This window comes from Streptomyces sp. NPDC028305 (assembly GCF_055569495.1).
On sequence record NZ_JBVHTN010000016.1, the window covers coordinates 71,659 to 96,520 of the forward strand.

The window sequence follows — 24,862 nt, forward strand, 5'->3', positions numbered from 1 at the left end:
GGCGCCTTGGCGCCATTGTCGCGCCGCGCCGTCTACAACTCCACCAGCACCGCGCCGACATGGCGCCCCTCGACCAGCTCGCACAGCGCGCGCGGCGCCTGCTCGACGCCCCGCAGCCGGATGTGCGGATAGGCCATCGTGCCCTCGCGCAGCGCGCGGCCGAATTCGCGCACGTACTCGGGATACGCGTCCATGTGGTCGTAGGCCGCGATGCCGCGCAGCGTGATCCCCCGCGCGATGAGGGCGAAGGTGCTGATCGCGGTGGTGGCCATGGCGTCGCCGGTCAGCTGGGCGGACAGCGCGCCGACGAGGGCGAAGCGGGCGCCCCGGCGGGCCACGGCCAGCGCCGCCAGCAGCTGCTCGCCGCCGACGTTGTCGAAGAGCACGTCGATGCCGTCCGGGGCCGCCTCGCGCAGCTGGGCCTCGATCGGCCCGGCGCCCCGGACCACGGCCGCGTCGTAGCCGAGCTCCTCGACCAGGTAGTCGGCCTTGCGCCGGGAGCCGGTGGAACCGATGACCCGGGCGGCGCCGTGCAGCCGGGCGAACTGCCCCGCCAGCGTGCCGACCCCGCCGGCCGCGCCGGTGACGAACACGGTGTCCCCGGCCCGCACCTCCGCCCCGCGCACCACGCCCAGCCAGGAGGCGAAGCCCTGCGAGAGATACGCGGCGGGGTCGGGCAGCCCCTCCGGGCCCAGCCGCTCCGCCTCCGCGGCCTCCACGAGCGCGTACTCGCGCCAGCCCAGCCGGTGCCGGACCAGCTCGCCGGGGGCGAGATCGGTGCCGGGTGCGGCGACCACCTCGCCGACGGCCGGGCCGTGCATGGGGTCGCCGGGCCGCTGGAGCAACTGGGACAGTTCGAAGCTGTCGGGGTCGGCGAGGGTCAGGGGCCGCATCACGGCGGCGACGTTCATGAGCCGGTTGCGGACCAGCACCTGCCCCGGGCCGGGCTCGGGCACGGGGGCGGTGACGACCTCGAAGTGGTCGGTGGTGAGCGTGGTCCGGGGGCGGTCGGCCAGGAGTACCTGGCGGTGGGTGGCGGGCACGGATCCGGGCACGGGCGCAGGCTGTGACATGGAGCGCTCCTCGGTGTGGAGGTGTCGCGGTGGAGCGGAACGCCGAGACGGTAAGACCTGACGTATACGTCAACCGCAAGTCCGCCTCCCGGAACACTCCGTGAGCCCGGTGTTGACTAACCTTATTCATCGACGCAAAGATGTGAATATATTGATCCAGTCAACGGCAGGGAGGCACGGCCCATGTCAGGACCGCGACCCGTACGCGCACCGCGTGGCACCGAACTCAGTGCCCTGGGATGGCAGCAGGAAGCCGCTCTGCGGATGCTCCAGAACAACCTCGACCCGGAGGTCGCCGAGCACCCGGACAAGCTCGTCGTCTACGGCGGCACGGGCAAGGCGGCGCGCGACTGGCGCTCGTTCGACGCCATGGTCCGCACGCTCACCACGCTGAAGCAGGACGAGACGATGCTGGTCCAGTCGGGCCGGCCGGTCGGCGTCATGCAGACCCACGAGTGGGCGCCGCGCGTGCTGATCGCCAACTCCAACCTGGTCGGCGACTGGGCCAACTGGGAGGAGTTCCGCCGTCTGGAGGCGCTCGGCCTGACCATGTACGGCCAGATGACCGCCGGCTCGTGGATCTACATCGGCACCCAGGGCATCCTCCAGGGCACGTACGAGACCTTCGCCGCGGTCGCCGCGAAGCTGCATTCAATGGGTAAAGGGGTCAACGGCACCCTGGCCGGGACCATCACCCTCACCGCCGGCCTCGGTGGCATGGGCGGCGCGCAGCCGCTCGCGGTCACCATGAACGACGGCGTCGCCATCTGCATCGACTGCGACCCGCGCGCCATCGAGCGCCGCATCGCCCACCGCTACCTGGACGTACGGGCCGACAGCCTGGACCACGCCCTCCAGCTGGCCGTCGAGGCGCGTGACGCCAGGCGGCCGCTGTCCATCGGCGTCCTGGGCAACGCGGCCGAGCTGGTCCCCCAGCTGCTCGCGATGAACGCCCCCATCGACATCGTCACCGACCAGACCAGTGCCCACGACCCGCTGGCGTATCTGCCGCTGGGCGTGGACTTCGACGAGATGGCCTCGTACGCCGCCGAGAAGCCCGCCGACTTCACCCAGCGGGCCCGCGAGGCCATGGCGCGGCACGTCGAGGCCATGGTCGGCTTCATGGACGCGGGCGCCGAGGTCTTCGACTACGGCAACTCGATCCGCGGCGAGGCCCAGCTGGCCGGATACGACCGCGCCTTCGCCTTCCCCGGCTTCGTGCCCGCCTACATCCGCCCGCTCTTCTGCGAGGGCAAGGGCCCCTTCCGCTGGGCGGCCCTGTCCGGCGACCCCAAGGACATCGCGGCCACCGACAAGGCCATCCTCGACCTCTTCCCGGAGAACGAGTCGCTGGCCCGCTGGATCAAGATGGCGGGGGAGCGGGTCCACTTCCAGGGCCTGCCCGCCCGGATCTGCTGGCTCGGCTACGGCGAGCGCGACAAGGCGGGTGAGCGCTTCAACGACATGGTGGCCGACGGCACGCTCGCCGCGCCGCTCGCCATCGGCCGCGACCACCTGGACTGCGGCTCGGTGGCCTCCCCGTACCGCGAGACGGAGGCGATGCTCGACGGCTCGGACGCGATCGCGGACTGGCCGCTGCTCAACGCCATGGTCAACGTCGCCTCGGGCGCGTCCTGGGTCTCCATCCACCACGGCGGCGGCGTCGGCATGGGCCGCTCCATCCACGCGGGCCAGGTCACGGTCGCCGACGGCACGGCGCTGGCGGGCGAGAAGATCCGCCGCGTGCTGACGAACGACCCGGGCATGGGCGTGATCCGCCACGTGGACGCGGGCTACGACCGCGCGGACGAGGTAGCGACGGAACGAGGCGTTCGCATCCCCATGCGCGAGGAGGACACCGCATGAGTGTGGGCAATCGTCCCGCAGAGGGGGCACCTCCCAGCGGTAGCTGGGGGAGGGACGGGTGGGCACACCCCGACCACCGGCCCGCACCCGCGCACGAAACGGAACCTCAGGCGGCGACCGGCGCACCCGGGGCCACGTTCCACGAGATGTGGCGCGACCTCCTCCCCATCGGCCGCAACCAGGCAACCACCGGCTACCGCCGCTACGCCTGGACCCCCGCCGACGCCGACTGCCGCGCCTGGTTCCGCGCCCAAGCGGAGACCCGCGGCCTCGCCTACGAGGAGGACCGCAACGGCAACCAGTGGGCCTGGCTCGGCGACCCGACCGCCGGGGACGCTGTCGTCACGGGCTCGCACCTGGACTCCGTGCCGGACGGCGGCGCCTTCGACGGCCCGCTCGGCGTCGTCTCCTCCTTCGCCGCGCTGGACGAGCTGCGCTCGCGCGGGGCGCGCCCCGCCAAGCCGCTCGCCGTCGTCAACTTCGGCGACGAGGAGGGCGCCCGCTTCGGCCTGGCCTGCGTGGGCTCGCGGCTGGCCGCCGGGCAGCTGAGCGCCGAGCAGGCGCACGCGCTGCGCGACGGCGACGGGGTGAGCCTGGCGCAGGCCATGGAGCGCGCCGGGTACGACCCGGAGGCGATCGGCCCGGACCCGGAGCGGCTGGCCCGCATCGGCGCGTTCGTGGAGCTGCACATCGAGCAGGGCCGCGCCCTGGCGGATGGCCCGCACCCCGTCGGCGTCGCCTCCGCCATCTGGCCGCACGGCCGCTGGCGGTTCGACTTCCACGGCGAGGCCAACCACGCCGGGACGACCCGGCTGGAGGACCGCCGCGACCCGATGCTGACCTACGCGAACACCGTCCTGGCCGCGCGCAAGAAGGCGCGGCTCGCCGGGGCGCTGGCGACCTTCGGCAAGGTCGGCGTGGAGCCGAACGGCGTCAACGCCATCGCCTCGCTGGTGCGGGGCTGGCTGGATTCCCGGGCCCCCGACGAGGAGACGCTGGCGGCCGTCGTCGGCGAGATCGAGCGCGCGGCCGTGGAGCGCGGGCTGCGGGACGGCGTGGAGGTCAAGGTCACGCGGGAGTCGTTCACGCCGGTGGTGGAGTTCGCCCATGGCCTCCGCGACGAGCTGGCGGGGCTCCTCGGCGGGGCCCCGGTCCTGCCCACCGGCGCGGGACACGACGCGGGCATTTTGTCCGCGTCCGTACCGACCGCCATGCTGTTTGTAAGGAACCCCACCGGCGTCTCGCACTCACCCGCCGAGACGGCGGCCGAGGATGACTGCCTCGCCGGGGTGACGGCACTCGCCGACGTACTGGAGGGCCTGGCGTGTCGCTGACGGCGCAGACCTACTGGGCGGAGCATGCCTGGCTGGGCGAGAGCGTGCAGCCGAACGTGCTCATCGTGACGGCGGTCGACGGCCGGATCAAGGAGGTGCGGGCGGATACGCCCGTGCCGCCCGCCGGGGCCGTCTGGCTGCGTGGGCTGACCCTCCCGGGCCTGGCCAACGCCCACAGCCACGCCTTTCACCGCGCCCTGCGCGGCGTGGTCCAGGCGGGCAGTGGCACCTTCTGGACCTGGCGGGAGGTGATGTACGGCGTCGCGGACAAGCTCACCCCCGAGCGCTACTTCGATCTCGCCCGCGCCGTCTACGCCGAGATGACCATGGCGGGCATCACCTGCGTCGGCGAGTTCCACTACCTCCATCACGCGCCCGGAGGCACCCGCTACGACCACCCCAACGCGATGGGGGAGGCCCTGATCGCGGCCGCCGCCGAGGCCGGGATCCGGATCACCCTCCTCGACACCTGCTATCTCTCCTCCGGTTTCGGGGCCGAGCCCGACGCCCACCAGCTGCGCTTCTCCGACGGCACGGCGGAGGCCTGGGCGGAGCGGGTGTCCGCGCTCAAGGGGGACGGCAACACCCGTATCGGCGCGGCCGTCCACTCGGTGCGGGCGGTGCCCGTGGACCAGCTGGGGACCGTCTCCGGCTGGGCCGACCACCATGCCGCCCCGCTCCATGTCCACCTCTCGGAGCAGACCGCCGAGAACGACGCCTGCGTCGAGGCGCACGGCTTCACCCCCACCCGGGTGCTCGCCGACCACGGGGTGCTCGGCCCGCGCACCACGGCCGTGCACGCCACCCATCTCACCCCCGGGGACATCCGGCTGCTGGGCCACTCGGCCACCGGTGTCTGCATGTGCCCGACCACCGAGCGCGATCTCGCCGACGGCATCGGCCCGGCCGCCCAGCTGGAGCAGGCGGGCTCCACCCTCTCGCTGGGCAGCGACAGCCATGCCGTGATCGACATCCTGGAGGAGGCACGCGCCATGGAGATGGACGAGCGGCTGCACACCCGCACCCGGGGCCACTGGAGCGCGCCCCGGCTACTGCGCGCCGCCACCGCCGACGGCCACGCCGCCCTCGGCTGGGGCGACGACGCGGGCCGGATCGAGCCCGGTGCGCTCGCCGACCTCACGACGATCGCACTGGATTCCGTCCGCACGGCGGGACCGCCGCCCGCCCTCGGCGCCGAGACGGCCGTATTCGCGGCGACCAACGCGGATGTCCGGCACACCGTGGTCGGCGGGCGCCATGTCGTACGGGACGGGGCGCACCAGCTCGTCCCCCGAGTCCCCGAGGCCCTGGCCGAGGCCATCGCGGCCCTGCGGGACTGAGCCACAGCACCATGCCCGGCCCGGTGACCGGCCCCATGACCGGCCGCTTCACGACCGGCCATTTCACCACCGGCCCCATGAGGGCCCGGTGACCGGCCAGATGAAGGAGAACGCCCGCGATGACGACCGCGACCGCCATCATCGACATCTCCACCCTCGTCACCAACGACCCCTCCCTCGGCGAAGGCCCCCTCGGTCTGATCCGGGACGCGGCCGTCGTGATGGAGGACGACCGCATCGCCTGGATCGGTGACTCGAGCAAAGCACCCGCCACCGACAATCAGGTCGACGCCGGCGGCCGGGCGCTGCTCCCCGGCTTCGTGGACTCCCACTCCCACCTCGTCTTCGCGGGCGACCGGACGGAGGAGTTCAACGCCCGGATGTCCGGCCGCCCGTACAGCGCGGGCGGCATCCGCACCACGGTGGCCGCCACCCGCGCCGCCTCCGACCAGGACCTGGACGCGAATGTGGCGCACTACGTCCGCGAGGCGCGCCGCCAGGGCACCACGACCCTGGAGATCAAGTCCGGCTACGGCCTGACCTCCCAGGACGAGGCCCGCTCGCTGGAGGTCGCCTCCGCCTACACCGACGAGGTCACCTATCTGGGCGCCCATGTCGTGCCGCCCGAGTTCGCCGACGACGCCGCCGCGTACGTGGATCTGGTCACCGGCCCGATGCTGGACCTCTGCGCCCCGCGCGCCCGCTGGATCGACGTGTTCTGCGAGCGGGGCGCCTTCGACGGCGACCAGGCGCGTACGATCCTCACCGCCGGAGCGCGGCGGGGGCTGACCCCGCGTGTGCACGCCAACCAGCTGACCCAGGGCCCCGGCGTCCAGCTGGCCGTCGAGCTGGGTGCCGCCTCCGCCGACCACTGCACCCACCTCTCCGACGCCGATGTCGACGCCCTGGCCCAGGGCGACACGGTCGCCACGCTGCTGCCGGGCGCGGAGTTCTCCACCCGCTCGCCGTACCCCGACGCGCGCCGGCTGCTGGACGCGGGCGTGACCGTGGCGCTCTCGCCCGACTGCAACCCGGGCTCGTCCTTCACCAGCTCCATGTCCTTCTGCGTCGCGCTGGCCGTCCGTGAGATGCGGATGACCCCGGACGAGGCGGTCTGGGCGGCCACGGCCGGCGGGGCGCGGGCCCTGCGCCGTACCGACGTCGGCCGGGTCGCCGTCGGCCTCCGCGCCGATCTGGTCCTGCTGGACGCCCCCTCGCACGTCCACCTCGCCTACCGCCCCGGCGTCCCTCTCGTCGCGGCGGCCTGGCACGGCGGCACGCTGGTCTGACGGACGTTCCCTACGCCGGCACCTCCAGGACCGCCTTACCGCGCACCCGGCGGCCGAGCAGCGCCTCGGCCGCCTCGGTGGCTCGCGACCAGTCGCCCCGCCAGGCGATCTGCGGGTCAAGCTCGCCGCTCGCCACGAGCCCGGCCAGCCACGACAGGTCCTCGGCCAGCCCGTCCACGTCGTCCAGCAGGAAGTACGTGGTGATGGACCGGTTGTGTCCTTCGTTGCCGAAGAAGGCCCCGTACGGGAAGCTCTCGCCGTCGCCGCCGTTGTGCCCCAGGGCGATCAGCGTCCCGTGCGGGGCCAGGGTCGCGTACGCGGCGACCAGCGCCGCGCCGCCGACCAGGTCGATCACGCCGTGCACCGGCTCGGCCGGCTTCACCGCGGCCGGTTCTCCGGCGCTCACGATGACCTCGTGCGCCCCCAGCGCGCGCAGCTCGGCCTCCTTCGACGGATCCGAGGTGGCCGCGACGACGTGCGCGCCGCCCCGGGCCGCCAGCTGTACGGCGAAGCGCCCGACCCCGCCGCCCGCGCCCGTCACCAGCACCCGCCGGCCCAGGATCGGCCCGAGGCGGCGCAGCGCGCGCAGCGCGGAGCCCGCGGCCACCGGCAGCGTGCTGACCGCCCCGGGGTCGGTGCCGGGCGGGACGGCGGCGAGCAGGCCGGTGTCCACCGCGCGCAGCTCGGCCCAGGCTCCGTCGGCGCCGAGGGAGACCACGGGCGTGCCGGCGGTCGGCCCGGAGCCGTCCGCCGCCGCCCGGACCACCACGCCCGCCGCGTCCCAGCCGGGCACGGCCCCGTCCTCGCCGCCGGGCAGGACGTGGGAGACCTCGCCGTAGTTGAGCGAGAACGCCTCGACCCGCACCAGCGCCTGGTGGGGCGCGGGCTCGGGGTCCGGGACTTCGGCCAGGGACAGATGCCCGGGGGCCGCATGGTCGATCGTCAGTGCGCGCACGTCCGCCTCCGCGGTTCACAGATGCTGCTGATCAAGGAATCCCATAGTGCCACTCAGTGGCATAAGCCTACAAGTGGCAAAAGACCCGGGGAGGCGCCGGGCGGTAGGCTGCCGGGCGTGGTGAACGAACTGCCGCTGCGCGAGCGCAAGAAGCTGCGCACCCGCGAGGCCCTGGTCGAGACCGCCCTGGCGCTCTTCTCGGAGAAGGGGTTCTGCGCGGTCACGCTCGATGAGCTGGTGGGCGCGGTGGAGGTGTCCAAGCGCACGTTCTTCCGTACGTTCGCCTCCAAAGAGGACGTCGCGCTCGCGCCCGAGAAGGAGCTGTGGGCCGCGTACGGCGCGCGCATCGAGGCGCAGCCGCTGACCGGCCCGCTGCTGACGGCGCTCGAGGACACGCTCTTCGCCGCCGTGGCGGACATGGCGGACGGCTGGGAGCGCCGCTTCCGCGTCAGCCGCGCACTCGCCGACCGCACCCCGGCGCTGACCGCGCACAGCCTCGGACACTGCGCGGACGTCACCGACGCCCTCGTGCGCTCCGTCGCACGCCGCCGGCCCGACTCGGCGACCGACGAGTTGCGGGTGCGGCTGCTGCTCGAGCTGATGCTGGCGGCGTGGCGCAGCGCGCTCAAGGAGTGGGCGCGGGCCCCGGGCGAGCCGGGCCGCGACGAGCTGCGGGCGCGGACGCGCGAGGCGCTGAACGCGCTTCCGGGAGTCGCCGGCCTGATCACCGACTCCACCCGGGGCTGACGCGCGGCGGACGGGGAGTCATGTCCCGGAAATGCCAGGTTTTTCGGCCGATGTATTCGATGTGGGGAATGCGTGCGGGGAATGGCCGCGGGGGAGGGACACGCGGGCGCGGATAAGGGCCCGTCCCAGGCCTGGGGGCGGGCCCTTATCCGTCTGCGGTGAGCGCTACTCCTCGATCATCAGGCCTCTGCGGAGCCGGACGAGTGTGCGCGACAGCAGCCGGGAGACATGCATCTGGGAGATGCCCAGCTCATCACCGATCTCCGATTGCGTCATATTCGCCACGAAGCGCAGGGAGAGAATCTTCCGGTCGCGCGGCGAGAGATCCGCGATGAGGGGTTTGAGGGATTCGACGTATTCGATGCCCTCAAGGCCGTGATCCTCATAGCCGATGCGGTCCGCGAGCGCGCCCTCGGTGTCGTCCTCTTCCGGCTGGGCGTCCAGCGAACTCGCGGTGTACGCGTTGCTCGCGGCCATGCCCTCGATGACCTCGGCGGTGGTGATGTCCAGCCGCTCGGCCAACTCGGCGGCGGTCGGGGCGCGGTCCAGTCGCTGGGCCAGTTCGTCGCCGGCCTTGGCCAGGTCGAGCCGCAGCTCCTGAAGCCGCCTGGGGACCCGCACCGACCAACTGGTGTCCCGGAAGAAGCGCTTGATCTCGCCGATGATGGTCGGCATGGCGAAGGTGGGGAACTCGACGCCGCGGCTGAGCTGGAAGCGGTCGATGGCCTTGATGAGGCCGATGGTCCCGACCTGGACGATGTCCTCCATGGGCTCGCTGCGCGAGCGGAAGCGGGAGGCGGCGAACTTGACCAGGGCCAGGTTGAGCTCGACCAGGGTGTTGCGGACGTACGCGTATTCGTGCGTGCCTTCTTCGAGGATTTCGAGCCGCTCGAAGAGGGTCTTGGACAGCGCCCGCGCGTCTACCGGCCCTACCGTTTCATACGGCGGGATCTCGGGTAGATCGGCCAGTTCGGGCAGATCCTCGAAAGAAAGACCGGTGACCGTAGGGCCATCCGGGCCGGAAGTGAACTGTTGCGGCGGGGGTGTCGACGAGGCGGTGAGCCGAGTGTCCTGAGTGGTCCGAGTGGTCACAGAGGAATCGGTGCGCGATTCGTCGAGCCGGGGTGACATAAGTCTCCTCCCTCATTCTCGGCATATGGCTGCCGATGCCATTACGACTGCTGCGGTTTGCGGCGCCTCCAAAGCCGGCCGTGGCGGGTGTGTCTCTCTACGCCTACCCGGATTCACCTGCAAGTGGCAAGTCCAACTTGTCCGTGTTTGGCGAAGTATGTGGATTGTTCGGGTACCGGAGGCCGTGGAGAAGGCGTAATGTTCGACACGCGCAATCGAAAGCAACGAGACGCCAGAAGAGGTGCGCACATGGACCGCCAGATGGTCGGCAGCGCAAGCAAGGGCCGACTACGGGTCGAGGTTCGGCACCACGGGGCGAGCGCGGTCGTGACACCGGCGGGTGAGCTGGATCACCACACCGCCGAGGCGTTGCGAGAACCGCTCGAGGCCTGCGTGGAGGAGGGGCATGCGCGGCTGGTCGTGGACTGTTCCAGGCTGGAGTTCTGCGATTCCACCGGGCTCAATGTCCTCCTCGGCGCCCGCCTGAAGGCCGAGGCGGAGGGCGGCGCGGTCCATCTGGTGGCCATGCGGCCGGTCGTGGCGCGCGTGTTCGAGATCACGGGGGCGGAGGCCGTCTTCACGGTGCACGACTCCCTGGACGCGGCGCTCGTCGAGTAGCGCGGGCTCTTCCTGTTTCCGTGTTTCCCGGGGGCATCTCCGACACGTCATGGATGCGTAGTCCGCGTCACACGAGACGTTCGGAGGAAGTGGGTGTTCTCACGCTTTCGTCGGGCAGGAGACAGGCTGAAACTGTTGAAAAGATCAGGTATTCCTTGTCCCTGAATCGGTGAATCGGTGAGGTGAAGCCGCTGATGAGCACCACCCGGCCGTACCCGCCGGGCGACCGTGGCCCGGAGCCGGACGGCCCCGCTGCTTCGGCCACCCCGACGGCGACCCCACCCGTCGGGCCCATCCGCCAGACCCGCAGGCTCCACCTGATCGGGGCCAGCGGCGCGGTGCCGCGCGCTCGCGACTTCACTCGCGAGGCGCTGCGCGACTGGGGCTGGCTCCCGGCGGTGACGGCCGATCAGCGGGCCGCCGCCGAGGACGTCCTGCTCGTCGTCTCCGAACTCGTCACCAACGCCTGTTTGCACGCCGACGGGCCCGAGGAGCTGCGCGTCAGCTGCTCGGCGAAGGTGCTGCGGCTCGAAGTGGTGGACCTCGGCTCGGGCACCCCCGCCCCCCGCACCCCGCACCGCGCGGGCCGCCCCGGCGGACACGGCATGTTTATCGTGCAGCGGCTCTGCCTCGACTGGGGGGTCGTACGGAACCCCGACGGCGCCGGCAAGACGGTCTGGGCCGAACTCGCCGCTCCCTCCTGACGACTGGGGTCCCCTCCCTGCCCGGCGGCCTGCGCGGGCCCGCGCAGGCCCTGGTTTCCACATCTTCACCCGCTTCGCGTCGAACCGGCGCGTACTTTGTCTTCCCTCCATAAGGTCCCCGGCGTACTGTCAGCGCCCGATCTGATGTGTCGTCAGTAACATTCGGCTGCGGCACTTGACGAGAGGGGATCTCGAGGTGTCCCACACACAACGCCACCCCGCCGGCCGTGGCGCAGCCCTCGCACTCACCGCGGCCGTGGCCGGCTCGGCGGTACTCCTCACCGCCCCGGCCGCGCGGGCCGTCACCGTGGACGTCAACTACAAGTGCCAGACGCCGATCGGTGACAAGAGCGCCGTGTCGCCCATCGACATCAAGGCCGTGAAGAGCGGCAGCGCGTACAAGCTCACCATGTCCTTCCAGAAGGGCGTCTCCTCCAGCCCCGTCGAGCTGGGCAAGGGGGCCATGCACCCGAGCGCGCTCATCAAGCTCGGCGGCGCGGAGAGTGGGACGCTCAAGGTCGCCGGGCCCCCCAACGCCGAGGCCATCCCCGCCAACACCCCGATCAAAATCACCGACTTGACGGGCGACTACACCCCGAAGAAGAACGGGAAGGTCACCTTCACCGCCTCCACCCTCACCATCAAGGCGCTGGGCACCACCACGACCTGCACGCCGGGCAACAGCCCGGGGCCCTCGCTGACCCTGGACGTCACGGGCGCGGGCGGCTCGGGCGGCACGAGCGGCAGTACGGACGGCGGCACGGGCGGCACAGGCGGTACGGGCGGATCCGGAACCAGCGGCACCGGCGGCACCAGCGGTGCGCAGAGCTCCTCCGGCGGCAGCCTTCCGCAGACCGGACCGGCGGACTCCGCGCTCGCCCTCGGCACGCTCGGCGCCACGGTGGTTCTCGCCGGAGCGGCCGGAACGCTCTGGCTGACCCGACGCGGGCGCACGCGCCGCGCGTAGGGGCGCCGGCCGGACACCGGGCCGGGCCGGGCCCGCCGCCGCCCCGCGGTCAGGCACGAGCACGAGCACCAGCACCAGCACTCAAGGAGCCGCCGATGCCGTCTCGTATCCGCGCAGCGTGGACGGTCGCCGCCGTGCCCGCCCTCGCCACCGCCCTGCTCGCCGCCGCGCCGCTCACCGCGCCCGCCACGGCCGCCGGGCCGGACTGGTCCGCGCGCCCCGCGGCCGGCGGCGCGGGCGGGCCGGGCGCCGACGACCGGCCGTACTTCTATCTGGAGGGCGGGCCGGGCAGCGCGCTCCGGGACCGGCTCTCGGTCGTCAACCACGGCAAGCGGCCCCGTACCGTCCAACTCCGCGCCGCGGACGCCGCTTCCGACGGCGCGTGGATCGCGCTCGCCGCCAAGCGGGTCACGGTCCCGGCCCGCACCCGCGCCGACGTCCCCTTCACCCTCACCGTCCCGCCCGAGACGCCGCCCGGCGACCACCCCGGCGCCATCGTCGTCTCCGGCGGCGGCCACGAGGTGCGGGTACCGGTGTATCTGCGGGTCGGCGGGCGGACGCTGGCGGCGCTCTCCGTCGAGGACATGAAGGTGGTCAAGGCGGACGGCGGCGCCGCCATCCACTACGCGCTCGTCAACCGCGGCAACACCGTGCTGACGCCCCGGCTGGCGGTCCGCGCCGACGGGCTGTTGGGCGAGGTGCTGCGCCGGGACGCCCGCACGCTGCCCGTCCGACTGGCGCCGGGCCGCCGGGTGCGGCTCACCGAGAAGTGGCCGGGCGCGCCCGCCCTCGACTCGGTGGACGTCACCCTCACCGTCACCGCGGCGGGCGGCGCCCACGCCTCCGCCTCCGCCGACTACACCGCCGTGCCCCGGGGCGTCGTGGCCGGGGCGGCGGCCGTGGGTCTCGGCGCGGCCGGGGGCGGGAGCGCGTGGCTGCTGCTGCGGCGGCGTGGCCGTCACCGCCCGCCCGGCGTCCCCGGGACAGGCCCCACGGACGGCGGCGCGGACGGCGGCGCGGAGGGCGGCGCGCCCGTGGAACCCGCGCGGGAGACACGGGAACCGACAGGCACGGCGTCAGGAGCGAGGACGTGACAGGCCGTACGGACATCCAGCCGACCCCGCGCCCGGCGCCGAGGCCCCCCGGCGCGGCCCCCCGCGGACACCGCCCGCTCGCCGCGCTGTTGGCCGTGCTCGCGCTCGTCGTGCTGGCGCTCGGCGCGCCGCCGCAGGTCCGGGCCTTCGCGGCCGACGGACCGACCGCGACGGTGTCGAAGGAGGAGGCGGGCGCGGGGGGTTCGGTCACCGTGAGCGGCCGGGGGTGGCGGCCCCGCGCACTGCTCATGATGCTCATCTGCGGACAGAACATGATCGGCGGCACCAACTCCTGCGCCAATTCCGACGGCAGAGCGGTCACCACCGATGCTCAGGGCGCCTTCAGCAAGAAGCTGCCGGTCGCCGAGCCGCCCGAGCCGTGCCCCTGCGTCATCCATGTGGCGACCGTCACCGGCGAAGCCGCCACCGTGGATGTGACGTTCCGCGTCGCGGGGCATCCGGTCGAGCCGCTGCCGGAGCGGGAGGGGACCGGGGGCGAGCGGCTGCGGGCGCTGTCCGCGCGGCTCGACGGTTCGAGCGGGCTGCTCACCTGGTTCGGCGCGCCACCGCAGCGGCGTCTGGTGGTCACCGTCGCCAACCTCGGCTCCACCCCGGCCCGCGACCCGGTCTTCCAGGTGGGCACCTCGCACGGCGTGTTCGCTCCCTCCTGGGAGGAGCAGCAGTGGCGGGGGACCCTAGCGGCCGGGAAGAAGGCACAGGTCGAGCTCCCCGTCGAGCTGTCGGCGGGCGCGCACGGCGACTATCAGGTGTCGCTCAGGTACGGCGGGAAGGTGCTGGTCGAGCAGGAGTGGACGGTGGGGCGGCCGTGGGGCGTCACGCTCTTCTGGATCCTGCTGTGCGTGGTGGTCCCGGCGGCGGTCTTCCGCATCGGCATGGCCGTCGTGGACAAGGTGCGCCCGCGTACGGCGGTGGTCAGCGGGCGCGGTGGCCGCCGCCGCCCGGTACGGCGGTGGCCGCTGCGTAACCGGCGCACCCGCCGGCCGCCGTCCAGGTCCCCGGCCCCGGCGGAGAGCGAGGGTGGCGGCGCGCTGCCCTGGTTCACCCCGGACACCCTGCCGGGCAGCTCACTGCCTCAGCCGAAAGGCACAGAGCGAACAGAGCGAACAGAGCGACAACTTTCCGCACCGTCCCAGGAGAACCGACCGACCCCGAAAGGAACGACGTGAGTACGCAACGAAGAGTGGGCGCGGCAGCGGTCGCGCTGCTGCTCGGCGGTGCGGGCGTGCTGATGGGCGCGGGCACCGCACGGGCGGCCGAGGTCTCGTACGCGACCGAGTGTCTGCCGCCGCCGATCTCCGGCCTGCCTCCGGTGGAGGGCACCACGACGGTGGAGGTGCAGGCCCCGGCGACGGCGAAGGTCGGCGACGAGGTCGAGGTGGTCTGGAAGACGGTGCAGGCCGCCTCCAAGAACCTGCCGATCCTCGACATCGAGGAGAACACCGTCAAGCCGACCGGCACCCTCACGGTGGGTGGCGCGCAGACGGGCGCGCTGGCCATGGAGGGGCCGCGGGAGAACCCGGTGATCCCCAAGGACAGCGTGATGAAGCTGTCCGACATGAAGGGCACGCTCAAACTGACGAAGGCGGGGGAGGTGACACTGACCCCGGGCGCGTACAACATCAACATCAGCAAGCCGCTGTCCACGGACACCGCGTGTTCGGCGAAGGAGGCGGTCAAGGCCGCGGCCACCATCAAGGTGACGGACGGCGGCTCCACCACGACGGGCGGCTCGACCACCGGCGGTAACACAACAGGCGGCACCACGACCGGCGGCACCACCACGGGCGGCACCACGACGGGTGGGAACACCACCGGGGGCACCACAACAGGTGGTAACACCACGGGCGGTAACACCACCGGCGGCACCACCACGGGCGGCGGCGGTGGCGGCGACTCGTACACCGGCAAGGAGGTCCAGGTCGCCTACGCCTGCAAGACCCCCATCGGCGACAAGAACGCCACCTCCCCGGTCCGCATCGACGCCGTCAAGAAGAGCGGCAGCTTCGACCTGACCGTCAAGTTCGGCAAGTCCGTCATGGACAGCCCGGTCGACATCCCCGCGGACTCGGTCAAGCCGTCGATGGCCGTCAAGGTCGGCGGCGCGGACAAGGGCACGGTCGCGGTGGAGGGCCCGACCAACAAGGAGGCCATCAAAGCAGGCGCCCCGATCGAGATCCCCGACCTCACCGGCAGCTACAAGCCCGGCGGGAGCGGCAAGTCGACGCTCACCCCCGGGGTGCTCACGGTCAACGCGCTCGGTACGAAGACCGTCTGCACCCCCGCCAGTGGCACCCAGGCCTCGCTCGAGCTGGACACCACGGCCCAGCCGGGCGGCACCTCGGGCGGCGACAGCGGTTCCAGCGGCAGCGGCACCAGCGGTACCAGCGGCTCCACGTCCGGCGGTGGCACCTCCACCAGCGGCGGGCTTGCCGAGACCGGGGCGAGCGACCACGGCGGCCTCAAGGCCCTCGGGCTGGTGGCCGGCACGGCCATCCTGCTCGGCGCCGCCGTCTTCACCCTGACCCCCTGGCGCAGACTGCGCGGCACACGCTGACGCACGGCGCGTACGCGAGGGGCCCGGCGCGATCACCCGCGCCGGGCCCCTCACTCATCCACGGCGTCTCAGTGGACGTCGGCCATCAGTCGCACGACCTTCTTGCGCGAGAGATAGATCGCGACACCGGCCGCCGCGGCCGCCGCCGCCTCCAGCGCGATGATCCCCACGCCGCTCAGGTCGACCCCAGCGATGGACAGCAGGCCCGTGACGCAGTCGCCGGCGGTGACGGCCAGGAACCACACGCCCATCATCTGGCTCGCGTACTTCGCGGGCGCCATCTTGGTGGTCACCGAGAGCCCCACGGGCGACAGGCACAGCTCGCCCATGGTCTGGATCAGATAGATCGACACCAGCCACATCGGGCTGACCTTCGCACCGTCCGAGGCCATCCCCATCGGGACCATGAAGACGAAGAAGGACGCGCCGATCAGCAGCAGGGCCAGGGCGAACTTCGCCATGGTGCCCGGCTCCCGGCTGCGCCGCGCCAGGGCCAGCCAGGCCCAGGCGAAGACCGGCGCCAGCGCCATCACCATCAGCGGGTTCACCGACTGGAACCAGGACGACGGGAAGTGCAGGCCGAAGATCGTGTCGGCGGTCTTGGTCTCGCCGAAGGCGGACATCGTCGAGCCGCCCTGGTCGTAGATCATCCAGAAGACGGCCGCGGCCACGAAGAACCAGATGTAGCCGCTGACCTTGGTCTGCTCGACCGGTGTGAGCTCCTTGTCGCGCTTGATGCGGACCAGCACCCCGGTGGGGATGATCAGACCCAGGATGGTGATCGGCACCAGCGCCCAGTTGAGCGTCCAGTGGCCGGTGGCCACCACCACGGTGTAGAAGACCGCCGCGACGGCCAGCCAGATCAGGCCCTTGCGCAGCCAGGCGTTGCGCTCGGCGACCGCCAGCGGGGTCGGCACCACGCTGCTGCGCGGGCTCAGATGGCGGGTGCCGACCAGGAACTGGATCAGGCCGAGCCCCATGCCCACCGCGGCGAGCGCGAAGCCCAGGTGCCAGCTGTACTGCTGGCCGATGGTGCCGATCACCAGCGGGGCGGCGAAGGCACCGAGGTTGATGCCCATGTAGAAGATCGTGAAGCCGCCGTCCCGGCGCGGGTCGGACGGGCCGTCGTAGAGGTGGCCGACCATCGTGGAGATGTTGGCCTTCAGCAGCCCCGAGCCCAGGGCGACCAGCGCCAGACCGGCGAAGAACGTCGCCTGGCCGGGCACGGCGAGCGCCAGGTGGCCGGCCATGATGATGCCCGCCGCGACGGCGACCGTCTTGCGCGGGCCCCAGACGCGGTCGCCGAACCAGCCGCCCGGCATCGCGAGCAGATAGACCATGGCCAGGTACACCGAGTAGATGGCCACCGCGTTGCCCTGCGTCAGCTCCAGGCCGCCGCCCTGGCTGCCGGCCTTGGCGTCCGGGCCCCCGGCGATCAGGTAGAGGACCAGCAGGGCCCGCATGCCGTAGAAGCTGAAGCGCTCCCACATCTCGGTCATGAAGAGAGTGGCCAGGCCGCGGGGGTGGCCGAAGAAGGTCTTGCCGCCGTCGGCAGGGGTTCCCTGCCTGGCCGCGCCCTTCGTCTGGCTGGACGCCATGGTGGTTCCTTGATGTGCTCATGCCCGGGCGGGGTGCCGCACGAGGGCGTGCCCGGTGGGGGGTGGCGGCCGTGTGTCGGACCGGCAGAGCAGATGGCTGCGGCCCCGTACACGACGAGGACCTTCGGCGCTGCGTTTACGGCCAAAGGTCCCGAAAAGTTGCTACGGACTCCGTGTCACCATACGACACGCCATGCACGACAATGACCGTATTGAGAGATAGCTCACGCGTGCCGTGTGCAACCTTTTGTGCTTCGGCCGTAGTCCCGTGCGCGCCCCGTGCGCGAACCTGGTCGGACTACCATCACCCCATGACCCGAGTACTGCTCGCCGAGGATGACGCGTCCATCTCGGAGCCGCTCGCCCGCGCCCTGCGCCGCGAAGGATACGAGGTCGAGGTGCGGGAGGACGGACCGACCGCGCTCGACGCCGGGCTGCAAGGAGGCGTCGACCTGCTCGTCCTCGACCTGGGCCTGCCGGGCATGGACGGCCTGGAGGTCTGCCGCCGTCTGCGTACGGAGGGCCACGGCTTCCCCGTCCTGGTGCTCACCGCGCGCGCGGACGAGGTGGACACGGTGGTCGGCCTCGACGCCGGCGCCGACGACTATGTCACCAAGCCGTTCCGCCTCGCCGAGCTGCTGGCCCGGGTGCGGGCCCTGCTGCGGCGCGGTGCCGTGGAGACGCAGGCGCAGCAGCCGGCCACCCACGGGGTGCGCATCGACGTCGAGTCGCACCGCGCCTGGATGGGTGACGAGGAGCTCCAGCTGACCGCCAAGGAATTCGATCTGCTGCGGGTCCTGGTCCGGGACGCGGGGCGGGTCGTCACCCGCGACCAGCTGATGCGCGAGGTGTGGGACACCACCTGGTGGTCGTCCACCAAGACCCTCGACATGCACATCTCCTGGCTGCGCAAGAAGCTCGGCGACGACGCGGCCAACCCCCGGTACATCGCCACCGTGCGCGGGGTCGGGTTCCGATTCGAGAAAAGCTGAGCAAAGCCGAGAGACATCCCCAGCGTGACACGGTAGGGCTATGCGCCGTCGTTTGATCAATTCCACGCTCGCCGTGGTGCTCGTCGTCATCGCCGTCTTCGGTCTTTCCCTGGTCATCGTGGAGACCCGGACCATCGAGGACAGCGCCCAGGAGAGCGTCGAATCGGACGCGGTGCGTCTGGTCAGCATCGTCGACAGCAGACTGCTGGGCGGCGAGGGGGTGACCCCCACGGTGCTGCGGGAGCAGATCGAGCCGGGCCGCTACGCCCTGATCAGGATCCCGGGCCACGATGTGGTGGAGATCGGCCGGCGCCCGACCGGCAGCGTCATCTCCGCCAAGGAGAAGGGCGAACAGGGCGAGACGGTGCTGGTCGAGGCGTCGCGCTCGACCGTCAGCCAGGAGATCGGCCGCACCATGCTGATCATCCTGGCGGTGGCGTTGCTCGCCGTGCTCGCCGCCGTCTTCCTCGCCGTACGGCAGGCCCACCGGCTCTCCGCCCCGCTCACCGACCTCGCCGAGACCGCCGAGCGGCTGGGCTCGGGGGACCCGCGCCCCCGCCACCGGCGCTATGGGGTGCCGGAGCTGGACCGGGTCGCCGATGTGCTCGACTCGAGCGCCGAGCGGATCGCCCGGATGCTCACCGCCGAGCGCCGGCTGGCCGCCGACGCCTCGCACCAGCTGCGTACGCCGCTGACCGCGCTGTCCATGCGGCTGGAGGAGATCACGCTCACCGACGACCCGGAGACGGTCAAGGAGGAGGCCCAGATCGCGCTGGCCCAGGTGGAGCGGCTCACTGACGTCGTCCAGCGGCTGCTGACCAATTCGCGGGACCCGCGGACCGGCTCCGCGGTCGCCTTCGACCTGGACGAGGTGGTCAAGCAGCAGATCGAGGAGTGGCGCCCGGCCTCGCGCAGCGAGGGCCGCGCCATCGTGCGCTCCGGGAAGAAGGGGCTGCGGGCGGTAGGCACCCCGGGGGCCGTCGCCCAGGTGCTGGCCACGCTGATCGAGAACTCGCTGATGCACGGTGACGGCACGGTCGCGCTCCGCACCCGCGTGACCGGCAACCAGGCGGTGGTCGAGGTGTCCGACGAGGGGCCCGGCGTGCCGCCCGACCTGGGCGCGCGGGTCTTCGAGCGCACGGTCAGCGGGCGCAACTCCACGGGTCTTGGGCTCGCCGTCGCCCGCGACCTCGCGGAGGCGGACGGCGGCCGTCTGGAGCTGCTCCAGCAGCACCCGCCGGTCTTCGCGCTCTTCCTGAGCCGCGAGGGCGACGCCGGGCGCGAGGGCGCCGCTTCCTGACTACTTCCTGACCGTCCGGTCGGGCGCCTCGGAGAGGAAGGACTCGGCCGTCTCCACCGCCTCCTTGGCGGGCAGCGCGCGGAACACCCAGGTGCGGTAGGACCAGAACCGGAAGAGCGTGGCGATGCCGATGCCGAGGAACTTGAACACGTTGTTCTGGAGCTGGCTGTCCCAGCCGAACCCGTACGTGGCCGTGTAGAGCACGCCGTTCTCGATGATCAGGCCGACCGCGCTGAACAGCAGAAAGAGGGTGAGTTCCTTGGTGCGCCCCTGCTTGTCGCGGTCCCGGTAGGTGAAGTACCGGAACCCGACGTAGTTGAAGACGATGGCGACGATGGTCGCCGCGATGCTGGCCCGCACCGTGGGCAGCTCGGTGACATGGCTGATCAGGTTGAAGACGCCGAGGTTGACGAGGACGCCGGCCCCGCCGACGGCTCCGAACTTGAGGATCTCATGGGTGAGTTGATCCACTCGTGCGCGCAGCCTGCCGAACATGCGCTGTTCACTCATGGCGACTTCTCAGCCCCGTCCGATCGCATCGACAACATCGCCCCATGCTAACCAGCGGGCGGGGCGCCCGCCTGCCGGTGCCCCCGAACCGGCCCTTTCTCATCGGTCGCCGCGGGTCCGTACCCGCAGCTCCAGCACCGCGGCCACCGCTTCCAGCCACCGCGCCACCGTCTCGTCCTCCGCCACGCCCTTCGCCAGCGGCACGGCCGCCCCCAGCCAGTCGCGCGCCAAGGCGCCCGCCTCGCCCCCGGGGAGCGGCTCGGGCAGTTCGGAGGCCATCCGGGTGCCCCCGCGCCGCACCACCTCCCCGAGGTAGGCGACCGACCGCGGCAGCACCCCCAGCCGCTCCGCCCCGAGCGCGGCGGCGATCGCCCCGTCCCCGAAGAGCGCGGTGCGGTGGGCGCCGCCGAACATCAGCCCGTAGCGGATCATCAGGGGGACGTCGAGGGCGAGCAGCTCCTCGTCGGACATGTTCTGGTGTGTCATGGTGCTGGTCACTTCGGCAGACTGTATTCGTAGGCGTCCGGCAGGCGTTTGTCCGAGGCCTTGTCCATGTGGTTGTTGATGAAGTCGTCCTCGCTGATCCAGGTGGTGAACCCCCAGGGGTTGTAGACCTCCAGCTTGTCGCCCTCATGGCCCACGATCATCATCGCGTGCCCCACCGGGACCCGCTCCCCGTCGACGGTGTCGAACCCCTGGACGCCGATCGGGACGGGCTTGCCCTCGTCCACCGCCTGCTCGATCAGCGGCAGGGCCGCGCGCCGGGAGTCCGCGGTGCGCACTTCGCGCTGCTCGTAGGAGGAGCCAGTGTGCGGCGCGATCTCGTCGTTGATGACCTTGTTCTTGCCGATGAGGTCCATGCCCCCGTCGGGGAGGGGACCGCCGTCGCCCTCCTTGTGGACCCGGGTCTGCTCGTCGAGCAGCCGCTTCTTGAACGCGGCGGGGCTGTCGTACGCCGGGTCGCCGGGGTGCCCGCCGGTGGTCAGCCGCAGCGTGTAGACGGGGTCGACCAGGGCGCGGGCGGTGACGGTGGACGAGGCCACGCAGGTCCCGCTCTTGTCGGGCTGCATCCACACCGCCCCCTTCGAACCGGGGACGTCGAACTCGGACGCCGAGTCGACGCCGACCCTGGTGTCCCCGCTGGTGTGGAACGGCGCGAGGTGTTCGCGCAGCCAGGTCGCGTCCCGGCCCTGGATGTCCTCGCCGAAGGACCGCAGCGTCTTGATGTCGTACCCGGCGGCCAGGGCCTTCATCAGATACGCGCTCTCCTGCGGGGACTTGGCGCGGGAGATCAGCCGGTCGAACTCGGCCTGGTCCTGCGCGCTCATCTTGTCCCTGAACTGCGCGGAGCGCTTGAGTTCGTTGGCGCTGAGGATCTCGTTGAGGTCCGCGGGGCCGCCCGGATCGGCCGCGTCGGCGATGACCAGCCGGTCCGCGTCGGTGAGGCCGCCGGCGGTGACCTTCCGGGTCCGGGCCTGTGCGGCCAGCTTGTTGAGCTTGTCCGCCGCCTTCTTTCCGCCCTCCTTGGCCCGGTCGTCCGCCTCCATCAGGTACGTGATGCCGTCGAGGGTGGCCTTCTTGGCTTCCAGGAGCTGTTCGCGATCGCTGAACATGCCGCACAGCGACTTCCCGTAGTCCAGCGCGACGCGCGCGTACTCGTCCGTCGCCTGCGCCGCCCCGATGTCGATGGCCAGCTGCCGCAGCACCGGCACGGCCTCCCGGAGCTTTTCGGCCGTCTCGTCGGTGGTGCGCGAGGCGGCGCCCACGACCTCGCTCGCCTTCTCCCCGGCCGTGCCCACCCACACCGCGGGCAGTCCGGCCTTCGCCACCTTTCCCAGGTCGCCCTGCGCTGACTCCAAGAGCTCCGCGGCCCGTGTGTAGCTCGCCGCGACGCCGTCGATGTGGTCCGGGTCACCGAAGGGCACGGGAGTGTCCCGTGCCTTGCCGATCGCGTCGGACAGATCCGAGCAGAACCCGATCGCCGCGAAGCCCGTGTCCTCGAACTTCAGGGACTTCACGTGCTTGTGCAGCGCGTCCAGCTTCTGCTGCTTGGTCTGATCCTGCGACTTGTGCTGCGTTTTGTCGTGCCCGGCCATGTGCGCTGCGCCTCTCAGGGGTTCTGCGAGAAGCGGTCGATGGCGCTGAACTCGCTCTTTCTGGCGAGGTCGGTTCCGCGATACGCCCTCGAACTGACGCCGATCTTCTTCTGGAGCTCGCGCACCGCGCCCTCAAGGGTCTTGCACTCGGCGATCCAGGCGTCGGAGAAGTCGTTGAAGGCGGGCGCGGCCCCGTACTCGCCGAAGTGCATCAGGGAGGAGGGCAGTTCGAGCAATCCGCCGAATCCGGGGAGCCCGCCCTCGTCACCCTTCTCCAGCAGCTCCTTGGCCGCCTTGATGTCATCGGCGGCGAGCCCCAGGCGCTCCCCCTGGCTGAGCGCGCCGCCGTGTTGGATGCCGAGGTCCTTGTCCTGCCCCATCAATGCCTCCCCCGAGGAAATGGACGCGGCGGGTCCGCGTCAAATACGGCCGAATCCTAACCATCGTGCCTGAGACCTGGACGGGCAGGTCACATGCGTCGCTCCCGGGGCGCCGGATCAGCGCACGGTCACCTGGTAGGTGACGGTGCGGGGAAGGGTGGGGGAGTAGCCACCTGCGGACTTGTCCGTGCCGAAGGAGTTGGCGAGGACGATCCGGGTCTGTCCGGCCTTCACTGCCTCGAAGGTGAAGTACTTGGTGGAGCCCCCGCCGACCAGTTCCTTCTCGCGGGCGGTCTGGTACGAACTCTCGCCGGCCTTGCGCAGCACCGCCGCGGACGGGCCGGGCTCGGCCAGGCTCCAGTCGGCGCGCGCGGAGATGTTCTGCCGCATGGCGATCGAGAACCGCTCGCCGCTCTTGACGGTGATCGGGCCCTCGGTGCGGTCCAGGTCCTTGGAGTAGGCCGGGTCCTGGTGGACGGTGCCGAGACCGGTGGGCTCGGGGTCGGCGGATGGCGAGGGGGAGGAGGTGGGGGAGGACGAGGCCGAGGTCGGCTTGGCGTGCTCGCTGGGCGTGGCCGTGTCCTGGCAGCCCGCGGCGCAGAGCGCGATGCCGGTCAGGAGCAGGGCGGAGGTGCGACGGGCGAAGGGGCTCATGATCACTTCGGTAGGTAGACGGAGTAGGCGGTCGGGTAATGACCGTTGGTCGTGTAGCCCATCCTGTTGTTGACGAAGTCGTCCTCGCTGATCCAGGTGGTGGTGCCCCATGGGTTGTAGACCTGGAGTCGGTCGCCCTCGTGCCCGACGATCATCATCGCGTGTTTGCCGGAGTAGCCCTTGACGTCGACCGGGACGGGCACGCCGTCGTCGACGTTCCGTTCGATCTCGGCCAGGGACGCCTGGCGCTCCGCGGTGTTGTCCAGCTTCCGCTCGGCGTAGTTGGCGCCGGTGTGGCCGCCCACCTCGACGTCGTTGACGTGCTGCTGGCCGTAGGGGTTCATGCCGCCGTCGGGCAGGGGATCGCCGCCGCCCTCCGCGTGGACGCGGTTCTGCTCCTGCTTGAGGCGGTCGGCGAACGCGGTGGGGTTGTCGTACGCGGGGTCGTCGGGGTGGCCGCCGGTCGTGAGGCGGAGGGCGTACAGGGGGTCGATCATCGCCCGTGCGTTGACGGTGGACGAGGCGACACAGGTCCCGTCCGGACCCTGGTCCCACTTGGCGCCCTGGTAGTTCACATAGTTGGTGCCGGATTCGGTGCTCTGGATGACGACAGGGGTGAGACGGTCGCTCAGCCACTGCGGGGACCGGCCGTGGATCTGCTGGGCGAAGCGGTCGATCTCCCGCACATCGTGCCCCGCGGCCAGGGCCTTCATCAGATACGCCCGCTCCTGCGGGGACTTGGCGGCGGACAGCAGCCGGTCGAACTCCGCCTTGTCGTGTGCGTTCATCTTGTCCATGAACTCGGAGGACCGCTTCAGCTCGTTGGCGGTGAGGATCTCGTTGAGATCGGCGGGCCCGCCGGGGGCCGCGGCGTCGGCGAGGACGAGCCGGTCGGCGTCGGTGAGCCCGTCGGCGGTGACCTTGCGGGCGCGGGCCTCGGACGCCAGCTTGGTGAGCGCCTTCTGGGCCTCGACGCCGGCCGCCTTGGCACGGCCGGCGGCCTCGCTCATATACGAGACGCCGTCGAGGACGGCCGTCTTCGCCCGGCGCAGCTCGTCGGCCGGCATGAGGAGGCCGCCGTTGTTCAGGATCGACGCCGCCGCGTTGAGCGCACTGACCCCGAAGTCGTGCTTCGACTGGGCCTCGCGGATGCCCTCGGACAGGGCCCGCAGCACGGGGACGGCCTCCTCGAACTTCTGGGCCATCTGATCGGCGGAGTACGAGGCGGCGCCCACGACCTCGCTCGCCTTCGCCCCCGCGGTGCCCACCCACACGGCGGGCAGCCCCTCCTTGGCGACCTTCTTCACATCGCCCTGAGCCCTGTCCACGATGGCGGCGGCCTGCCGGTAGCGCCCCGCGACGCCGTCGATGTGGTCCGGGCTGCCGTAGGGGGCCGAGAATTCCCGCGCCTCGGTGATCGCGTCGGCCAGGTCGTTGCGCGCCCTCATCGGGTCGTCGAAGGAATCGGGGTCCACCTGGATGGCCTGGACGCGCTTGTGCAGCTTGTTGAGGCCGTCCTGGTTGTCGGTGAACTTCTCTCGCAGTCTGCCCGTCGTCATTCGGCTTCCCCCCGTAGGACCTGCTCGGCAGGTCCATGTCGAATGCACGGAGATCATAACGTCGTGGAGGAACATCCAAT

At 71.6% G+C, this 24,862-nt stretch carries 23 protein-coding genes; 13 read left to right on the forward strand and 10 right to left on the reverse strand.

Annotation, left to right across the window (positions count from 1 at the left end; all coding sequences use genetic code 11):
• Nucleotides 1–32: 32 nt before the first annotated feature.
• Nucleotides 33–1,073 carry an MDR family NADP-dependent oxidoreductase gene (locus ACZ4WQ_RS46365; RefSeq protein ID WP_398374499.1) on the reverse strand — a complete coding sequence of 347 codons (1,041 nt, stop codon included), beginning with the start codon at nucleotides 1,071–1,073 and terminating at the stop codon, nucleotides 33–35.
• A gap of 183 nt (nucleotides 1,074–1,256) precedes the next feature.
• Between ACZ4WQ_RS46365 and hutU the strand changes: the two genes are divergently transcribed.
• From hutU to hutI, 4 genes are all read left to right on the forward strand, one after another.
• The gene (gene hutU / locus ACZ4WQ_RS46370) at nucleotides 1,257–2,939 is read left to right on the forward strand and encodes a urocanate hydratase (RefSeq protein WP_311729397.1); all 1,683 of its coding nucleotides are present in this window, start codon (nucleotides 1,257–1,259) and stop codon (nucleotides 2,937–2,939) included.
• Nucleotides 2,940–3,085: 146 nt separating this feature from the next.
• Nucleotides 3,086–4,273: an allantoate amidohydrolase gene (locus ACZ4WQ_RS46375; protein ID WP_385350025.1), complete on the forward strand. Its 1,188-nt coding sequence runs from the start codon at nucleotides 3,086–3,088 to the stop codon at nucleotides 4,271–4,273.
• Nucleotides 4,264–5,613 (forward strand): formimidoylglutamate deiminase, encoded by a 1,350-nt coding sequence (locus tag ACZ4WQ_RS46380; RefSeq protein WP_398374497.1) that lies wholly within the window; start codon nucleotides 4,264–4,266, stop codon nucleotides 5,611–5,613. The genes ACZ4WQ_RS46375 and ACZ4WQ_RS46380 overlap by 10 nt, the downstream gene beginning before the upstream one ends.
• Before the next feature lie 119 nt (nucleotides 5,614–5,732).
• On the forward strand, nucleotides 5,733–6,902 hold the full coding sequence (hutI, locus tag ACZ4WQ_RS46385) for an imidazolonepropionase (RefSeq protein WP_311729400.1): 1,170 nt from the start codon (nucleotides 5,733–5,735) through the stop codon (nucleotides 6,900–6,902).
• Nucleotides 6,903–6,912: 10 nt separating this feature from the next.
• Here the strand turns inward: hutI and ACZ4WQ_RS46390 are convergent, their stop codons facing one another.
• Nucleotides 6,913–7,857, reverse strand: coding sequence for a zinc-binding dehydrogenase (locus ACZ4WQ_RS46390; protein ID WP_398374496.1), 945 nt, complete (start codon nucleotides 7,855–7,857; stop codon nucleotides 6,913–6,915).
• A gap of 117 nt (nucleotides 7,858–7,974) precedes the next feature.
• On the opposite strand from ACZ4WQ_RS46390, the gene ACZ4WQ_RS46395 reads away from it, so the two are divergent.
• Nucleotides 7,975–8,604 (forward strand): TetR/AcrR family transcriptional regulator, encoded by a 630-nt coding sequence (locus ACZ4WQ_RS46395; protein ID WP_398374495.1) that lies wholly within the window; start codon nucleotides 7,975–7,977, stop codon nucleotides 8,602–8,604.
• 165 nt (nucleotides 8,605–8,769) lie between these two features.
• Here the strand turns inward: ACZ4WQ_RS46395 and ACZ4WQ_RS46400 are convergent, their stop codons facing one another.
• Entirely contained in the window at nucleotides 8,770–9,735 is a 966-nt protein-coding gene (locus ACZ4WQ_RS46400) for an RNA polymerase sigma factor SigF (protein ID WP_311729403.1), read from the reverse strand.
• A gap of 249 nt (nucleotides 9,736–9,984) precedes the next feature.
• On the opposite strand from ACZ4WQ_RS46400, the gene ACZ4WQ_RS46405 reads away from it, so the two are divergent.
• The 6 genes from ACZ4WQ_RS46405 to ACZ4WQ_RS46430 all read left to right on the forward strand — a co-directional run bounded on the left by ACZ4WQ_RS46405 (nucleotide 9,985) and on the right by ACZ4WQ_RS46430 (nucleotide 15,693).
• On the forward strand, nucleotides 9,985–10,353 hold the full coding sequence (locus ACZ4WQ_RS46405) for an STAS domain-containing protein (protein WP_311729404.1): 369 nt from the start codon (nucleotides 9,985–9,987) through the stop codon (nucleotides 10,351–10,353).
• 194 nt (nucleotides 10,354–10,547) lie between these two features.
• Entirely contained in the window at nucleotides 10,548–11,057 is a 510-nt protein-coding gene (locus ACZ4WQ_RS46410) for an ATP-binding protein (RefSeq protein ID WP_311729405.1), read from the forward strand.
• Nucleotides 11,058–11,253: 196 nt separating this feature from the next.
• Nucleotides 11,254–12,024, forward strand: a complete 771-nt coding sequence (locus tag ACZ4WQ_RS46415) for an LPXTG cell wall anchor domain-containing protein (protein ID WP_398374493.1) — start codon at nucleotides 11,254–11,256, stop codon at nucleotides 12,022–12,024.
• Nucleotides 12,025–12,119: 95 nt separating this feature from the next.
• Entirely contained in the window at nucleotides 12,120–13,118 is a 999-nt protein-coding gene (locus tag ACZ4WQ_RS46420) for a hypothetical protein (protein ID WP_398374492.1), read from the forward strand.
• Nucleotides 13,115–14,305, forward strand: coding sequence for a neocarzinostatin apoprotein domain-containing protein (locus ACZ4WQ_RS46425; protein ID WP_398374491.1), 1,191 nt, complete (start codon nucleotides 13,115–13,117; stop codon nucleotides 14,303–14,305). The genes ACZ4WQ_RS46420 and ACZ4WQ_RS46425 overlap by 4 nt, the downstream gene beginning before the upstream one ends.
• 14 nt (nucleotides 14,306–14,319) lie before the next feature.
• The gene (locus ACZ4WQ_RS46430; RefSeq protein WP_398374872.1) at nucleotides 14,320–15,693 is read left to right on the forward strand and encodes a hypothetical protein; all 1,374 of its coding nucleotides are present in this window, start codon (nucleotides 14,320–14,322) and stop codon (nucleotides 15,691–15,693) included.
• Nucleotides 15,694–15,761: 68 nt separating this feature from the next.
• Here the strand turns inward: ACZ4WQ_RS46430 and ACZ4WQ_RS46435 are convergent, their stop codons facing one another.
• Nucleotides 15,762–17,291 carry a peptide MFS transporter gene (locus ACZ4WQ_RS46435; RefSeq protein WP_311729409.1) on the reverse strand — a complete coding sequence of 510 codons (1,530 nt, stop codon included), beginning with the start codon at nucleotides 17,289–17,291 and terminating at the stop codon, nucleotides 15,762–15,764.
• 311 nt (nucleotides 17,292–17,602) lie between these two features.
• Here ACZ4WQ_RS46435 and ACZ4WQ_RS46440 point away from each other — a divergent pair, with 311 nt between their 5' ends.
• Both ACZ4WQ_RS46440 and ACZ4WQ_RS46445 read left to right on the forward strand, forming a co-directional pair.
• On the forward strand, nucleotides 17,603–18,283 hold the full coding sequence (locus ACZ4WQ_RS46440; RefSeq protein WP_014177112.1) for a response regulator transcription factor: 681 nt from the start codon (nucleotides 17,603–17,605) through the stop codon (nucleotides 18,281–18,283).
• 40 nt (nucleotides 18,284–18,323) lie between these two features.
• Entirely contained in the window at nucleotides 18,324–19,583 is a 1,260-nt protein-coding gene (locus ACZ4WQ_RS46445) for an ATP-binding protein (protein WP_311729410.1), read from the forward strand.
• Here ACZ4WQ_RS46445 and ACZ4WQ_RS46450 read toward each other — a convergent pair whose 3' ends face one another.
• From ACZ4WQ_RS46450 to ACZ4WQ_RS46475, 6 genes are all read right to left on the reverse strand, one after another.
• The gene (locus tag ACZ4WQ_RS46450) at nucleotides 19,584–20,093 is read right to left on the reverse strand and encodes a GtrA family protein (protein ID WP_311729411.1); all 510 of its coding nucleotides are present in this window, start codon (nucleotides 20,091–20,093) and stop codon (nucleotides 19,584–19,586) included.
• 99 nt (nucleotides 20,094–20,192) lie between these two features.
• Nucleotides 20,193–20,591, reverse strand: a complete 399-nt coding sequence (locus tag ACZ4WQ_RS46455) for a hypothetical protein (protein ID WP_311729412.1) — start codon at nucleotides 20,589–20,591, stop codon at nucleotides 20,193–20,195.
• Nucleotides 20,588–22,189: a peptidoglycan-binding protein gene (locus tag ACZ4WQ_RS46460; RefSeq protein ID WP_311729413.1), complete on the reverse strand. Its 1,602-nt coding sequence runs from the start codon at nucleotides 22,187–22,189 to the stop codon at nucleotides 20,588–20,590. Before ACZ4WQ_RS46460 ends, ACZ4WQ_RS46455 begins: the two co-directional genes overlap by 4 nt.
• A 14-nt stretch (nucleotides 22,190–22,203) precedes the next feature.
• Complete coding sequence (locus tag ACZ4WQ_RS46465) at nucleotides 22,204–22,569, reverse strand: hypothetical protein (RefSeq protein WP_311729414.1); 366 nt, start codon at nucleotides 22,567–22,569, stop codon at nucleotides 22,204–22,206.
• A 117-nt stretch (nucleotides 22,570–22,686) separates the two neighbouring features.
• On the reverse strand, nucleotides 22,687–23,223 hold the full coding sequence (locus ACZ4WQ_RS46470) for a protease inhibitor I42 family protein (RefSeq protein ID WP_398374490.1): 537 nt from the start codon (nucleotides 23,221–23,223) through the stop codon (nucleotides 22,687–22,689).
• A gap of 2 nt (nucleotides 23,224–23,225) precedes the next feature.
• The gene (locus ACZ4WQ_RS46475; RefSeq protein WP_398374489.1) at nucleotides 23,226–24,782 is read right to left on the reverse strand and encodes a peptidoglycan-binding protein; all 1,557 of its coding nucleotides are present in this window, start codon (nucleotides 24,780–24,782) and stop codon (nucleotides 23,226–23,228) included.
• Nucleotides 24,783–24,862 lie beyond the last annotated feature (80 nt).